The sequence below is a fragment of the Ectothiorhodospira mobilis genome, assembly GCF_900114895.1.
Lineage (GTDB): Bacteria > Pseudomonadota > Gammaproteobacteria > Ectothiorhodospirales > Ectothiorhodospiraceae > Ectothiorhodospira > Ectothiorhodospira mobilis_A.
Map to the genome: position 1 here is coordinate 31,606 of NZ_FOUO01000002.1, position 15,348 is coordinate 46,953.

Here is a 15,348-nt window from a genome sequence, read left to right on the forward strand (position 1 = left end):
CCCCGCACCAGTCCCATGCCGAGGCCGTGCGGGCGATGTCGCTCCACCCCCAGCTACACGAGGTTTGCATGTACAAACACCTGTTCGGCCCCGTACCTTCGCGCCGCCTGGGCATGTCCCTGGGGGTGGACTTGGTGCCCCCCAAGGTCTGCAGCTACAACTGCATCTACTGCGAGTGCGGCAAGACCACCACCCCCACGGCGCAGCGGGATGAATACGTGCCCGTGGATGAGGTGTTGGCGGAACTGGGGCGTTTCCTGGAGGAAAACCCCGCACCCGACTACATCACCCTCTCCGGCTCCGGCGAGCCCACCCTCAATTCCCGCATCGGCGAGGTGATCCGGTTCATCAAGTCCCAGTCCCGGGACATCCCTGTGGCGGTGCTCACCAACGGCAGCCTGCTGTCGGATCCAAAGGTCCGCAGGGAACTGCTGCCGGCGGACCTAGTGCTCCCTTCCCTGGATGCCGCCACCGAGGCCACCTTCCGGCGCATGGACCGGCCCGTGCGCGCGGTGCGTCTGAACGACTGCATCCAGGGCCTGGTGGACTTCCGCCGGGAATTCTCCGGGCGCATCTGGGTGGAGGTGATGCTCCTGGCGGGGTACAACGACAACCCCGAGGACCTGGCGCGGTTGCGCGAGGCCCTGGTGCGCATCGCGCCCGACCGCATCCAGCTCAACACCCTGGATCGCCCCGGTGTCCTTGCCGATCTGCAGGCGGTGTCCCCCGAGACCCTGGAACGCATCCGGGAGGACTGGGGCCTGGACCACGTGGAGATCATCGCCGCCGTGGCCCGCCGCCAGGGCCCGGCCTATCGCCGCGATACCGAGGCGGCCATCCTGGATACCATCGCCCGCCGCCCCTGCACCGTGGAGGACCTGCAGGGCATCCTGGGGCTGCACGCCAATGAGGTGAACAAATACCTGGGGGCCCTGGAATCGGATGGCCGCGTGGAACCGGTGCGCCTGGCGCGGGGGGTGTTCTACCGGCTGCGCCGCAGCGAGGAGGTAGAGCCGTCCGGAAGCGGCGGGTGAGGCGCGGTCCACGGGCGAGCCCTGTTATAGTGCATTGACGTCTCCCTGAAAAGCGTTATCATTTTCATCTAGATATCAGCAATTCAGGGAGTTCTGATGATGCGTCCCCTACGATGGATGCGCATGGCGCTGTTGATGATGCTGCTGGGCGGGATGTCGTCTGCCCTGGCGGCGGATCCCATCCGCGTGGCCATGCCCCCCGATCCCAACGCCCTGCCGGTCTTCGTCCTGGCCGAGTACCAGGAGCGCTTCCTGCCAGGGCACGAACTGCAACTGGTGGCCAATCCGGCGGGGGACCCCTCGGCCATGCGCGCCATGATGGTGGGGCAGCGCATGGACTTCGCCTTCTTCAATCTCGTGGGGGGCGTGCGCTTCCTGCAGGGCGGTCTGGAGGGGCTGCAACTGGTGGGTCCCTGGGTGTGGCAGGGCATCTATCTGCTGGTGCCCGAGCAGAAGGAGGACCTGGCGGGGCTGGACGGGCAGCGCGTGCTGGTGGCCCCGGGGCTGTCCACGCCGCCGCATATCGTCACCGAAAAGGCCCTGGCACGCCAGGGGATCGAGACCCGTTTCGGCAGCAGCGGCGGCGGCATGGCCCTGATGGCGCAGATGCGCGCCCCCGGACGGGCCCCGGCGGCGGTGGCCGCGCCGGAGCCGTTGGTGAGCCTGATCCTGCATCTTCAGGAGGAACAGGACTGGGGGCAGCGCTGGCGTGTGGGTCTGGACCCGGCCGAGGCCCTGGGCGGAGAGATCCCCCTGGGGGCCCTGTGGCAGGTCCATGACGAGGTGTCTCCCGAGGCGCGGCAGGCCCTGGTGCGGGCCCTGGAGCAGGTCACGCAGTGGCTGCAGGATCCGGCCCATCACGCCGAGGCGGCCCGCATCGCCGCGCAGGGGTTTAAGGAATTCTTCAACATGCCCGTGGAGGCGGCAGCCCTGCAGGATATGCTGTCCCGGGAGCGGGTGCGATGGGATCTTCGCTCCCCCCGTGAGCAGCGCGAGTCCATGGAGGGGTATCTGGATTCGGTCTTCGGTATCCGGGCGCCGGAGGCCCTGTTCGACCGATGAGCCTTCCTTCCACGTGGAGGCGCTTGGCGCCCCCGGCGGCGGGGCTGTCCGGACTGCTGCTCCTCTGGGGCCTGGCCAGTCTGCAATTGCCCGCCGCCATCCTGCCCACCCCCTGGGACGTGGCCGGGCGGCTCGGTTCCCTGCTGGGGGAAGGGGCGCTCTGGGCCGATACCGCGGTCACCCTGCGCAATGTGCTGCTGGCCTTCTTCCTCTCCCTGCTGGGCGGGGTGTTCCTGGGGCTTGGAGTGGGGCGCTGGCCCGCCCTGGGCCGGGCCCTGCATCCGGTGGTGGTGGTGGTGGAGGCCGCGCCCCACATCGCCTGGCTGGTGCTGGCGGTGCTCTGGCTGGGGATCGGGGCCGGCCCCCCCGTGCTGGTGGGGGTGAGCATGGCCCTGCCGCTGGTCTACATGGCCACCGCCCATGGCCTCTCCCAGGTGGACCAGGGGTTGCTGGATATGGCCCATGTCTATCGCCTCTCCCGCTGGACGCGGGTGTGGTACATCTTCCTGCCCCATCTGGCCCTGACCCTGACGGGGGCCGCCTCCAGCGCCCTGTCGGTGGCCTGGCGCAGTGTCATCATGGCCGAGGCCTTCTCCAGCGACGCCGGTCTGGGGCAATCCCTGTGGGGCGGGTATCTCTACGGGGCCATCGACGACGTCTACGCCACCATCCTGTGGATCGTGCTGCTGGGGCTGGCCCTGGAATACCTGCTCATCGACCCGGTGCGCCATCGCATCGAGAGGCGCTTGCGACATGAGTGATCTGCAGACCGAATTCCGCTGTCCCTTCGAGGACTCGCCTTCCGATGCGCCGGACCTGCTGACCCTGGAGGGGGTGACCCGGATCTTTCCCGGCGGTCAGGGGGTGAAGGGGGTGGATCTTGTGGTGCGCCGCGGCGAGGTGGTGGGGATCTGCGGCGCCAGTGGCTGCGGCAAGTCCACCCTGCTGCGTCTGGTGGCCGGGCGCGAGCACCCGGACGAGGGGGGCATCCGCCGCGACTATCACCGCCTGGGGATGGTGTTCCAGGAGCCGAACCTGCTGCCCTGGCTGACGGCGCTGCGCAACGTGGAACTGGTGCTGTCGCGACGTGACCGGGTGCGGGCCCTGGAGGCGCTCCATGCCGTGGGCCTGGAAGGGGCGGAGGCACAGTATCCCGCGCGGCTCTCCGGCGGCATGCGCCAGCGCGTGGGTATCGCCCGGGCCCTGGCCATGGAACCGGATCTGTTGCTCATGGATGAACCCTTCTCCAGCCTGGATTATTTCACCCGCACCGATCTGCTGGAGCTGGTGCGTACCCGGGTGCGCGCCCTGGACCTGGGGGTGATCTTCGTCAGCCACGACGTGCGCGAGGTGGCCCACCTCTGCGACCGGGTGCTGGTCATGGGGCGGACCCCCGGACGCACCCTGGCGGAATTGCGCAATCCCGCCTCCGGCAAGCAGGGGCGGCGTCCGCCGGGGCTGGTGGCCCGCTTCGAGGAGCGGGTGCTGGAGGCCATCCGCGGCGGACATCCCTCGGCCGCCTGTCCGGCCTCCTCCGAGTCCTGTCCGTCCCTGCGCACCCCTCCTGAGGAGACCCTGCCGTAAGGCCACCTGATGTAATGCGGTCTGTGCCCTCGTACCCGGCCTATGGCCGCCTGGCCGTCAGCAGCGGGGTGTCTCCGGATTCTCCCATGAGGCGCAGGGCCCCGGTGGCGTCCCGGTCGAAGCGGCGCACCGCCTCCAGCGCCTGCAGGACGCGGCGCTCCTGGTCCATGAGGGCCTGTGGGCAGGCCATCATGGTGGTGGCCAGGGGGCCGAGGGTGCGTGCACCGTAGTCGGTCACCACCTGCACCCGCTGCGCACCCACGTCCACATGCCAGCCGGGTTCGTTGCCCGAGGCGCGGTAGGGCGGGGGCCGATCCGCGCGGGTGCACTCGGGCAGATGCCGCCCCTGGAGCCTCAGCATGGCGGCATCCCTCTTGGACCAGAACAAGGTGTCTTCCCCGCCCTCGGCCACGTAGCGTGCCCCCGAGGCGGCCTTCAGCGTCCCCGACACACCCGGCGGGAAGGATAGGGTGAACGGCAACGGCACCTGGGCGCCCCCCGTCGCCTTGCGGTATTCCCCCAGGCGGGTCCCCAGTGCCCCCTGGGCGCTTACCTCCACCTCGGCCTCGGGGGGCAGGGCGATGCGTGGCCGGTAGGTGAGCGCACCCGTGACCTCGCGCTTTTCCATGGGGGCGCAAGCGGGCAGCAGGGCCAAAAGGGCCAGGAAGATGGCCGGGGCAGGGCGGGGTAGCGGGATCATGGGGGATCTCGTGGGGTGTGAGCTGCCCCCATGATCTCCCATCTTAGGGTCCCGGGATAGCGGCAGGGGCGGTTCCCCCCAGGGCGATGGAGATCAGGTAGCCGGTGTAGATCACGTACACCGCCAGCAGCAGGCCACCCTCGATGCGATTGATGCGGCCCGGGCCGCGAAAACCGTAACCGAAGAGGAATAGGGAGAGGGTCAGGCCGGCCATCACCAGCATGTCGCGGGAGAAGACCTCGGGCCCCGGGGCGATGGGGGCGATGACCCCCGCCAGCCCCACCACGGCCAGGGTGTTGAACAGGTTGGATCCCAGGATGTTGCCCAGAGCCATGTCGTGTTCCCCCTTGCGGGCGGCGGCCACGGAGGAGGCCAGTTCCGGCAGGGAGGTGCCCACGGCCACCACCGTGAGGCCGATGATCAGGTCGCTCACACCCAGCCCGTGGGCGATGTCCACGGCCCCCCAGACCAGGATGCGTGAGCTGGCGACGAGCAGGATCAGCCCCACCCCCAGCCAGGCCAGGGCCCGGCCCAGGGGCATGGGGTGGCTCTTCAATTCCTTGGTGAGGTCGTCCGCCCAGGGATCGGGCCCTTTGCGCATCCCCTGGCGGATACTCCAGCCCATAATGCCCACGAACAGCAGCAGCAGGATCACCGCCTCCCAGCGGGTGATCTCACCGTCCCAGACCTGCCAGGCCGCCACCGCCGTCACCGCCGTGAGCAGGGGCAGTTCCTTGCGCAGCACCTGGGAATGCACGGCGATGGGGCCGATGAGGGCCGTGATCCCCAGGATCAAGGCGATGTTGGTGATATTGGAGCCGTAGGCGTTGCCCAGGGCGAGACCGGGGTTGCCCTGCAGGGAGGCCAGGACCGAGACCACGATCTCCGGGGCCGAGGTGCCAAAGCCCACCACCACCATGCCGATGAGCAGGGGGGGCATCCCCAGATGCCGCGCCGTGGCCGAGGCCCCGTCCACGAAGCGGTCGGCGCTCCACACCAGCAGGATCAGGCCCAGGAGGACGGCGAGGGAGGGGGTGAGCATGTGGATACGGTCCTTCGGGTTCAGGCGGTGCGGCTACTGCCTTGGCTTATGGAGGGTGTCCCGACGGGAGGGGCCCCATACGCAGAAGGCCCCGCGCACTGCACGAGGCCTTCCGGATCGGGTCACCGATGTGGTTCTGGTGGAGCGGATGGGAGTCGAACCCACGACCTCAGCAGTGCGATTGCTGCGCTCTCCCAACTGAGCTACCGCCCCGATGCGGCGCATTATAGATCAGTCCTCACCGCCTTGGCCAGAGGCATCCATGGGCCTGAGGACGATGCCCGCCAGGGGGGGTAGGGTAAGGACCACGGAATAGGGACGGCCCATCCAGGGGATGTCCTCGGCCTCGGCCTCCAGGTTGCCCAGGTTGCTGCCGCCGTAGTACCGGGAGTCGGAGTTGAGCACCTCCCGGTAGCGGCCCGGTGCGGGCACGCCGATGCGATAGCCCTCCCGGGGCACGGGGGTGAAGTTCATGGCGCAGACCAGGACATCCGCCGGGTCCGGTCCCTTACGCAGGTAGCTGAGCACCGACTGCCCGGCATCGTGGCAGTCGATCCATTCAAAGCCCTGCCATTCGAAGTCGAAGTGGTGCAGGGCGGGTTCCCGGGTGTAGAGGGCGTTGAGGTCCCCCACCAGCTGGCGCACACCGGCATGAAAGGGGTATTGCAGCAGGTGCCATTCCAGCGCCCTGGCGGCGTCCCATTCGTTGCCCTGGCCGTATTCGCAGCCCATGAAGAGCAGCTTCTTGCCCGGGTAGGTCCACATGTAGGTGTACAGCAGGCGCAGGTTGGCGAAGCGCTGCCATTCGTCTCCGGGCATGCGGTAGAGCAGGGAGCGCTTGCCGTGCACCACCTCGTCATGGGAGAAGGGCAGGACGAAGTTCTCGGTGAAGGCGTAGAGCAGACCGAAGGTGAGCTGGTCGTGGTGGAAGTGGCGGTGTACCGGGTCCTTCTTGAAGTACTCCAGGGTGTCGTTCATCCAGCCCATGTTCCACTTCAGGGCGAATCCCAGCCCCCCCAGCCAGGTGGGCCGGGTCACCTGGGGCCAGGAGGTGGATTCCTCGGCGATGATCAGGGCCCCGGGGTGGCGGCCCTGAACGGAGCTGTTCAGGTCCCTGAGGAACTGGATGGCGTCCAGGTTCTCGTTGCCGCCGAACTTGTTGGGCAGCCAGTCGCCCTCCTCCCGGGAGTAGTCCAGATAGAGCATGGAGGCCACGGCGTCTACCCGCAGGCCGTCGATATGGAACTCCTCCACCCAGTACATGGCGCTGGAGATGAGGAAGTTCTTCACCTCGTTGCGGCCGTAATTGAAGATCAGTGTGCCCCAGTCCCGGTGCTCCCCAAGGCGCGGATCCTCGTGCTCGTAGAGGGCGCTGCCGTCGAAGCGGGCCAGGGCGTGGGCATCCCGGGGGAAGTGTCCCGGGGCCCAGTCCAGGATCACGCCGATGCCGTGCTCGTGGCAGTGGTTGACGAAGAAACGGAAATCGTCCGGGGTGCCGAAGCGGCTGGTGGGGGCGTAGTAGCCGGTGGTCTGGTAGCCCCAGGAGCCGTCGTAGGGGTGTTCGGTGACCGGCAGCAGTTCCACGTGGGTGAACCCCGTCTCCCGTACGTAGGCCACCAGGCGCCGGGCCAGCTCGCGGTAGTTCAGGAAGTGGCCATCTTCATCCTGCTGCCAGGACCCCAGGTGGACCTCGTAGACGGACATGGGCCGGTGCAGCCAGTCCTCTGCAGCCCTCCGGTGCAGCCAGTCCTGGTCGGCCCATGCAAAGCCGCCGGGCTGGGGCACGATGCCGGCGGTCTGGGGGCGCAGTTCGAATTGCTGGCCGTAGGGGTCGGTCTTGAGCAGGACGGCGCCGCTGTCGCGGTTGCGGATCTCGTATTTATAGAGACTGCCGGGGGGCAGGTCCGGGAGGAAGAGTTCCCAGACGCCGCTGCCGCCGCGCACCCGCATGGGGTGGCAGCGCCCGTCCCAGCGGTTGAAGTCCCCCACCACGGAGACCCGCTCCGCTGCCGGGGCCCAGACGGCGAAGCGCACGCCGGGGACGCCGTCCACGCTGTGGGGGTGGGCGCCGAGGAAGCGGTAGGCATGCCAGTGCCTGCCCTCGTTGAACAGGTGGATGTCGAAATCCGGGAGTTGCGGGGCCTCGAAGCTGTAGGGGTCGTGCTGCTCCCGTTCGGCGCCGTCGTGATCCCACCAGCGGATGCGGGGACGGCGCGGCAGGCGTTCGGCGCTGCCGCGCCATTCATACAACCCGTGCGTGCCCAGGGGGGTCATGGGTTCGTCCAGGTCGGCCACCCGGGCCTCCCGGGCATGGGGCAGGTGGACGCGCAGCACCGCCTCCCCTGCCTCCTCCCGCCGCCCCAGGATCTGGAAGGGGTCGTGGTGACGGGCCTCGAGGATCCGTGCGAGGTGTTCTTCGATGCTTGCCGGCATGGGGATTCCTTGGGTCGTTTCAGGGTCCGCAGGGGACGGGCGCTTGAACCGGATCGCCCGTTCCCGTTTCAATGGGGGACCGGTCCGGCCGCCAGGGGCCTTTCCGGAGAGCGTCCATGCCAGGGGCATGGGGAAATGTCATAGAATCGAAACCAAACCGTCGCATGATGCGGGGCAGGGTCCCGGGGTCGTCCGTTTGACCCCGGTTCAGGGAATGATCCCACGCGCCCATCACCATGCACCCATCACCCGGGTCAGGGCAGGTCCGCATGAAACCAAAATCCCAGCGTTTTGTCAGTCGTCTCACCCGCGATACCCTGGCGTTGATCCTGGCCGGAGGCCGGGGTTCCCGCCTCAAGCAGCTCACCCTGTGGCGCGCCAAGCCGGCGGTGCCCTTTGGCGGGAAGTTCCGCATCATCGATTTTCCCCTGTCCAACTGCATCAATTCTGGCATCCGCCAGGTGGGGGTGCTGACGCAGTATAAATCCCACTCCCTGATCCAGCACATCCAGCGGGGCTGGAGTTTCCTGCGGGGGGAGTTCGGGGAGTTCATCGAACTGTGGCCGGCGCAGCAGCGCATCGAGACCTCCTGGTACGAGGGCACCGCGGATGCCGTCTATCAGAACCTGGACATCATCCGCGACCATAACCCGGAATACATCTTGGTGCTGGCCGGCGATCATATCTACAAGATGGACTATGGCGACATGATCGCCCATCACGTGGAGTCGGGGGCCGACATGACCGTAGGGTGCCTGGAGGTGGACCTGGAGACGGCCCGCTCCTTCGGCGTCATGGCCATCGATGGCGAGGGCCGGGTGCGTCGCTTCGACGAAAAGCCCGATCAGCCCCAGCCCATGCCCAATAAACCCGACCGGGCCCTGGCCTCCATGGGCATCTACGTCTTCAGCCGGGACTTTCTCTATGATCAACTCGTGCAGGATGCGGATACCCCCGGGTCCAGTCACGACTTCGGCAAGGACGTGATCCCGCAGGTGATCGAGCGCTGCCGGGTGATGGCCTATCCCTTCCGCGACGTGCAGAAGGGCACCCAGGCCTACTGGCGGGACGTGGGCACCATCGATTCCTACTGGAACGCCAACCTGGAGCTCATCGGCGTCACCCCCGAGCTCAACCTTTACGATGAGGAATGGCCCATCTGGACCTATCAGGAGCAGCTCCCCCCGGCGAAGTTCGTCTTCGACGACGACGACCGCCGGGGCATGGCGGTGGATTCCATGGTCTCCGGGGGCTGCATCATCTCGGGCTCTACAGTGCGCCATTCCCTGCTGTTCTCCAATGTTACGGTCAACTCCTATGCCAGCCTCAGCGACTCGGTGGTGCTGCCGGACGTGGACATCGGCCGCAACTGCAGCATCCATCGGGCGGTGATCGATCAGGGATGCCGCATCCCCGAGGGCACCACTATCGGTGAGGATCCCCAGGAGGATGCGAAACGATTCTATGTCTCCGAGGGGGGCGTGACCGTGGTGACCCCCGAGATGCTGGGCAGTCCAAGCCGCCATGTGCGCTGATCCCGCCGCCGAACGTCCCGCGGTGAAGCTGGTGCTGTGCTGGCACATGCATCAGCCCGAGTACCGTGATAGCCGCACCGGGAACTACGCGCTCCCCTGGACCTATCTCCACGCCATCAAGGACTACGTGGACATGGCCGCCCATATGGAGGCGGAGCCCCGGGCCCGGGCGGTGGTGAACTTCGCCCCCATCCTGTTGGAGCAGATCGAGGACTATGCCGGGCAGTTGAAGGCCTTCCTGCAGGAGGGTACCCGTCCGCGGGATCCCCTCCTGGACCTGCTGGCGGCAGAGCACCCGCCCCGGGACCCCGACCAGAGGCTGGAACTGGCCCAGGCCTGCGTGCGGGCGAACCGCAGGCGCTTCATCGAGCCCCATGCCCCCTACCGGGTCCTGGCGGAGATGGTGACCTGGCTGCGGGAACACCCGGAGTACGTGGACTATCAGGGGGACAACTTCTTCTTCGATCTGGTGACCTGGTACCACCTGGTATGGCTGGGGGAGACGGTGCGCCGCGGCGATCCCCGCATCCGCTCCCTGCTGGAGCAGGGGCGGGATTTCACCCCGGCCCAGCGCCGTCTGCTGCTGGAGGTGATCCAGGGGCTGCTGGAGGGCCTCCTGGGCCGCTACCGCCGCCTCGCCGAGGCAGGCCGGGTGGAGCTGGCCTTCAGCCCCTATGCCCATCCCATCCTGCCCCTGCTTTTGGACATGAACAGCGCCCGCGAGGCCATGCCCGAGGCCGCGCTCCCCGAGGCCGGAGACTACCCCGGGGGCGAGGCCAGGGCGCGTTGGCATCTGCAGCGGGGGATGGAGGTCTTCGAGCGCATCTTTGGACAGCGCCCCCGGGGCTGCTGGCCCTCGGAGGGGGCGGTGAGCGATGCCGCCCTGCACCTGCTGGCGAAAGAAGGCCTGCGCTGGGCCGCCAGCGGCGAAGGGGTGCTCACCCATTCCCTGCAGCGTCAGGGGGAGGAGGACCTGAGCGGCAGCCGCCGCTGGCTGTACCAGCCCTACCGCTTCGATGACAGCGACCTGACCCTGTTCTTCCGGGATGACGGCCTCTCCGATGCCATCGGCTTCCGCTACGCGGACTGGCATGGGGACGACGCCGTGGCCAACTTCATCCATCACCTGGAGGAGATCGGCCGTGCCTGGGAGCAGGACCACGCCGGCGAGGACCGCAGCGCAGTGGTGAGCGTCATCCTGGACGGGGAGAACGCCTGGGAGCAGTACCCCGCCAATGGCTATCACTTCCTCAGCGCCCTCTACCGCCGCCTGGCGGAGCACCCCGAGATCCAGCTGACCACCTTCAGCGGGTGTCTCGCAGGTCCGCCGCGCCAGTCCCTGCCCCATGTGGTGGCCGGTAGCTGGGTCTATGGCAACCTGGAGACCTGGGTGGGGGACGCGGACAAGAACCGGGGCTGGGACCTGCTCATCCGGGCCAAGCAGCGGGTGGACGAGGTGCGCCGCAGCGGGCGCCTCTCCCGGGAGGAGGAGGCAGCGGTGCTGCGCCAGCTGGCGGTCTGTGAGGGCTCGGACTGGTGCTGGTGGTTCGGGGACTACAACCCGGGCGGTACCGTGGGGCTCTTCGACCGCCTCTACCGGCTGCACCTGGCGCGCCTGTATCATCTCCTGGGGGAGCACCCGCCACGGGAACTCTCCCAGGCCATCAGCCGGGGCGGCGGCGATCCCGCGACAGGCGGTGTCATGCGTCCGGGGCACAAATCCGGGGATTGAGACGCCACGGCGTGCAGTCCCCCATACGGGAGGTCATGTGACCGACGACAATCCCCGGGACAATCCCATCCTGGACCGGCGGCGTGCCGGCCTGCTGCTGCATCCCACCTCGTTGCCGGGTCCGGACTGCCGGGGCGCCATGGGCCCGGAGGCCCATCGCTTCGTGGAGTTTTTGGAGGCCTCGGGGATTACGGTGTGGCAGGTGTTGCCCCTGAATCAGCCCCATGACGGCGGATCCCCCTACCAGTGCATGTCCGTGCATGCCGGCAATACCCAGCTGATCTGCCTGCGGGACCTGGCCGGGCGGGGCTGGCTGGAGGACTGGACGCCGGAACCGGAGGCGCGGGATCCGCTGCATTGTGACGTCCTGCGCCGGGCCCATGCCGGTTTCCGTACCCATGCCAGCCAGGCCGATCATGAGGCCTTCGAGGACTTCAAGGCCCGCCAGGGCTTCTGGCTGGAGGACTACGCCCTCTATCTGGCCCTGCGCGCCGAGCATGGCCGTGCCCCCTGGTGGGCCTGGGCACCTCCCCTGCGGGACCGGGAGCCGGCGGCCCTGGAGCAGGCCCGCTCCCGCCATGCCCAGGCCCTGGAACAGTACCGCTTCGAGCAGTTCCTCTTCCGCCAGCAATGGGCCGCGGTCAAGCGCCACGCCAATGAGCGGGGCATCCTCCTGTTCGGTGACATGCCCATCTTCGTGGCCCATGACAGCGCCGATGTCTGGGCCCACCGCCCCCTGTTCGACCTGGACGAAAGCGGCCGCCCCGGCTGCGTCGCCGGGGTGCCGCCGGACTATTTCTCCTCCACCGGGCAGCGCTGGGGCAATCCCCTGTACCGCTGGGACACCATGGCTTCGAGGGGCTTTGCCTGGTGGATCGAGCGCATCGGCGGCGCCCTGGAGATGGTGGACCTGATCCGCATCGACCACTTCCGCGGCTTCGAGGCCTCCTGGGCCATCCCCGCCCAGGAGGAGACGGCGGTCCATGGCCACTGGCGGCCGGCCCCGGGGCAGGCCCTGTTCACGCGCCTGCGGGAGCACTTCGGCGCGCTGCCGCTGGTGGCGGAGGACCTGGGGGTGATCACCCCCGAGGTGGAGGCCCTGCGGGATGAGAACGGCCTGCCGGGGATGAAGATCCTGCAGTTCGCCTTCGAGGGCGGGGCCTCCAATCCCTATCTCCCCCACCAACATGTGCCCAATTGCGTGGTCTACACCGGCACCCACGACAACGACACTACCCTGGGGTGGTTCAACACCTGCGGGGAGGCCCTCCAGGAGCGGATCCTGGACTACCTGGGCCAACCCGGCGAGGCCATGCCCTGGCCCCTGGTGCGCAGTGCCCTGGCCTCCGTGGCCCGCCTGGCGGTGGTCCCCATGCAGGATGTGCTGGCTCTGGACGGGCGTCATCGCATGAACGTCCCCGGAACCACCGGGGACAACTGGAACTGGCGCTTTGATTGGGATCAGGTGCCCGCCGATCTGGCCGGGCGTCTGCGGGGGATGATGGCGCTTTACGGCCGGGTCTGATCCCCTTTCGACCTGTCTTCAGGGCAGCTCGAAGGGGCGGGACGGTGCGCCGCGCCGATGCGCAGCTGGGCCTCGATCTCCCCGGCGGGCCTGGGCCGGTCGAACATGAACCCCTGTCCCAGGGTGCAACCCTGGCGCAGCAGGAAACGGCGCTGGGATTCGTTCTCCACCCCCTCGGCGATGACATTCAGCCCCAGGTTGTGCCCCAGGCCGATGATGGCCTTGACGATGGTGGCATCGGCCCCCGCCTCGTGCCGGGGGTCGCTGATCTGGGCGACGAAGGACTGGTCGATCTTCAGCCCCTGCACCGGCAGGTTGCTCAGGTAGCTCATGGAGGCGTAGCCGGTGCCGAAGTCGTCGACGGAGAGGGTGAATCCCATCTTGTTGAGGCGCCCGAGGATGTGGATGGCCTCCTCCATGGAGCGCATGGCGGTGCTCTCGGTGATCTCGAACTCCAGCAGTTCCGGCGGCAGGTCCGCCGCTTGCACCCGCTGCTGGATGTGCCGCGGCAGATCCTCGGTGTAGAGCTCCTGGGTGGAGAGGTTGATGGCCACCGGCACCGTGGGCACGCCCCGGGCCCGCCAGTCCTGCAACTGCCGGCAGGCCTTTTCCAGCACCATCGGGCCCAGGTCGAGGATCAGTCCGGTGCTCTCGGCCACGGGGATGAAACGTCCGGGCAGGATCAGGCCTTCCCGGGGATGCCGCCAGCGCAGCAGGGCCTCCAGGCTGACGATGCGCCCCGTGCGCAGGTCCCGGCGGGGTTGGAAATACAGCAGCATCTCGTCCCGCTCCAGGGCCCGGCGCAGGGACTGCTCCAGGTGGAAACGCTCCGCCAACTGGGTGTTGAGGGCGGCGGTATAGAAGCGATAGGACCCCGGCCCATCGGCCTTGGCGCGGTGCAGGGCGGTGTCGGCGCGGCGCAGGAGTTCGTCGGTGTCTTCGGCATCCTCCGGGTAGAGGGCGATGCCGGTGCTGGCGGTGACGGTCAGGGCATGACCGTTCACCTGGAAGGGCTCCTTGAGCTGGCCGTGGATGCGTTCGGTGATGCGCAGGGTCTCCTGGGTCTGCTCCAGCCGGGCGGCCAGGATGACGAAATTGTCGCCGCCGAATCGGGCCAGGCTGTCCTCCTCCCGCAACAGGGTTTGCAGGCGCTGTGCCACCCCCTGCAGCAGGCGGTCCCCGGTGGCGCGGCCCAGGGAGTCGTTCACCAGCTTGAGACCGTCCACATCCACCGAGAGCAGGGCCATGCCGTATCCTTCGCGGCGTGCCGAGGCCAGGGCCTGTTCGACCCGTTCCCGCATGAGGAGCCGGTTGGGTAGCTCGGTGAGGGGGTCGTAGTGCACCAGGAAGCTGAGCTGCCGGGACAGGTCCTTGCGGTCGCTGATGTCCTCGGCCATCTTGACGAAGTGGGTGATCTCCCCACGGGCATCCCGCAGCGGGGTGATGCGGGCCTCCTCCCAGAGGGGGTCCCCGCCGCGGGTGCGGATGCACAGTTCCCCCTGCCAGTCGTGTCCACGCCGCAGCCGGCGGCGCAGGCGGGCGTATTCCCGCCGGGGGGTGTCGGGGGTGCCCAGGGCCGAGACGGGCCGTCCCTGGATCTCCGGGCGGGTGTAGCCGGTGCGCCGGCAGAAGCGGGTGTTGACATAGCGGATGATGCCGCGCCGGTCGGTCATGAGCACCAGGCTGGGGCTTTGTTCCACCACCAGGGCCAGGGTGCCGATCTTCTCCTCCCGGCGCCGCTGCTCGGTGATGTCCGTCAAGCCGCCGTAGAGCCGGCGGCCGCCCGCCTTGGGATCCTCCAGGCAATCGCTGGTGGCGCGCACCCAGCGGATCTCCCCGTCCCGGTGCCGCAGGCGCAGTTCCACGCTGGAGGCATGCCCCGGCTCCAGGGCCAGGATGTCCCGGTCGAACAGGGGCCGGTCCTCTTCCACCACCAGGGGGCGCAGGCAGCCCTGTCTCAGCATCTCCTCTGCGTTGTGGCCGGTGACCCCCCGGATGGAGTCGGTGATCCAGTCCAGGCGGTATTCCCCGCCGGGTGGGGCGATGCAGGCGTAGGCCACGTCGCTGGTGACGGCGCTGACGTGACGGTAGCGGGCCTCACTGACACGCAGCCTTTCGTGGGCCTCCAGCAGGCGGTCGTGCTGGGATCGCAACTGGGTCTGGTCCACCACGTTGCAGATGTATTCGCTCTGCTGGGAGTCCTCGTGGTGGAGATGGATGATCTTCAGATCGGCGATCAGCGGCCCGCCATCGCGGCGGCGCAGGCGGATCCCCTCGCAACTGGCCCGCCCATCCTGGGTGGCCCGGTGCAGGGCCTGGGTCAAAAAGAGTTGGTGGGGACGCTGCGCCAGCTGGGAGAACAGGCGGTGGTCCAGGGCGAGGAGGCGGTGGGCGGCGCTGTTGCCCTCCTGTACGAAGCCGCTGCGGTCGATGCGCAGCACCGGGATGGGGAGCTCCTGATAGAGGGCGGTGAAGCGGTTGAGGGCCTCTTCCGCCGCGTAGCGGCTCTCCCGCAGGGCATCCTGCTGCAGGCGCAGTTCCGCATGGTAGATGTGCAGTTCCTCCAGCAGCCCCTCCAGATCCAGTTCCCCCTGCTGGAAGGTGTCCAGGGTCTGCTGGAAATGGTGATCCCGCAGGATCTGCCGGGCCCGCTGGCGCAGCCGGGCGAGTTCGTTCTGCTGGTCGTGGTCCGTTGCCATGG

The 15,348-nt window shown here is 68.2% G+C and carries 11 protein-coding genes and 1 tRNA gene; 7 read left to right on the plus strand and 5 right to left on the minus strand.

What is annotated here, in order from left to right:
- The first annotated feature begins 68 nt into the window (after positions 1 to 68).
- The 4 genes from BM214_RS01585 (at position 69) to BM214_RS01600 (ending at position 3,680) form a co-directional block, all read left to right on the plus strand.
- Positions 69 to 1,034 (plus strand): radical SAM protein, encoded by a 966-nt coding sequence (locus BM214_RS01585; RefSeq protein ID WP_090483458.1) that lies wholly within the window; start codon positions 69 to 71, stop codon positions 1,032 to 1,034.
- Between the two features lie 96 nt (positions 1,035 to 1,130).
- The gene (locus tag BM214_RS01590) at positions 1,131 to 2,096 is read left to right on the plus strand and encodes a substrate-binding domain-containing protein (RefSeq protein ID WP_143096327.1); all 966 of its coding nucleotides are present in this window, start codon (positions 1,131 to 1,133) and stop codon (positions 2,094 to 2,096) included.
- Between the two features lie 23 nt (positions 2,097 to 2,119).
- A complete protein-coding gene (locus tag BM214_RS01595; protein WP_177217547.1) occupies positions 2,120 to 2,857 on the plus strand; it encodes an ABC transporter permease in 738 nt (245 codons plus the stop codon).
- Entirely contained in the window at positions 2,850 to 3,680 is an 831-nt protein-coding gene (locus tag BM214_RS01600; RefSeq protein ID WP_090483461.1) for an ABC transporter ATP-binding protein, read from the plus strand. The genes BM214_RS01595 and BM214_RS01600 overlap by 8 nt, the downstream gene beginning before the upstream one ends.
- Before the next feature lie 40 nt (positions 3,681 to 3,720).
- Here the strand turns inward: BM214_RS01600 and BM214_RS01605 are convergent, their stop codons facing one another.
- The 4 genes from BM214_RS01605 to glgB all read right to left on the minus strand — a co-directional run bounded on the left by BM214_RS01605 (position 3,721) and on the right by glgB (position 7,855).
- A complete protein-coding gene (locus tag BM214_RS01605; RefSeq protein WP_090483462.1) occupies positions 3,721 to 4,380 on the minus strand; it encodes an META domain-containing protein in 660 nt (219 codons plus the stop codon).
- Positions 4,381 to 4,423: 43 nt separating this feature from the next.
- Entirely contained in the window at positions 4,424 to 5,422 is a 999-nt protein-coding gene (locus tag BM214_RS01610) for a calcium/sodium antiporter (protein ID WP_090483463.1), read from the minus strand.
- A 137-nt stretch (positions 5,423 to 5,559) separates the two neighbouring features.
- Positions 5,560 to 5,635: transfer RNA gene (locus BM214_RS01615), tRNA-Ala, on the minus strand.
- 18 nt (positions 5,636 to 5,653) lie between these two features.
- Entirely contained in the window at positions 5,654 to 7,855 is a 2,202-nt protein-coding gene (gene glgB, locus BM214_RS01620) for a 1,4-alpha-glucan branching protein GlgB (RefSeq protein WP_090483464.1), read from the minus strand.
- A 269-nt stretch (positions 7,856 to 8,124) separates the two neighbouring features.
- Between glgB and glgC the strand changes: the two genes are divergently transcribed.
- From glgC to malQ, 3 genes are read left to right on the plus strand one after another with little or no spacing between them, the layout of a single operon-like run.
- Positions 8,125 to 9,390: a glucose-1-phosphate adenylyltransferase gene (gene glgC, locus BM214_RS01625; RefSeq protein WP_090483465.1), complete on the plus strand. Its 1,266-nt coding sequence runs from the start codon at positions 8,125 to 8,127 to the stop codon at positions 9,388 to 9,390.
- The gene (locus tag BM214_RS01630; RefSeq protein ID WP_090483466.1) at positions 9,380 to 11,122 is read left to right on the plus strand and encodes a glycoside hydrolase family 57 protein; all 1,743 of its coding nucleotides are present in this window, start codon (positions 9,380 to 9,382) and stop codon (positions 11,120 to 11,122) included. Before glgC ends, BM214_RS01630 begins: the two co-directional genes overlap by 11 nt.
- A 37-nt stretch (positions 11,123 to 11,159) precedes the next feature.
- A complete protein-coding gene (gene malQ, locus BM214_RS01635; RefSeq protein WP_090483467.1) occupies positions 11,160 to 12,647 on the plus strand; it encodes a 4-alpha-glucanotransferase in 1,488 nt (495 codons plus the stop codon).
- Here the strand turns inward: malQ and BM214_RS01640 are convergent.
- Positions 12,632 to 15,346: a sensor domain-containing protein gene (locus BM214_RS01640; protein ID WP_090483468.1), complete on the minus strand. Its 2,715-nt coding sequence runs from the start codon at positions 15,344 to 15,346 to the stop codon at positions 12,632 to 12,634. The two genes, malQ and BM214_RS01640, sit on opposite strands and share 16 nt — an antisense overlap.
- Positions 15,347 to 15,348 lie beyond the last annotated feature (2 nt).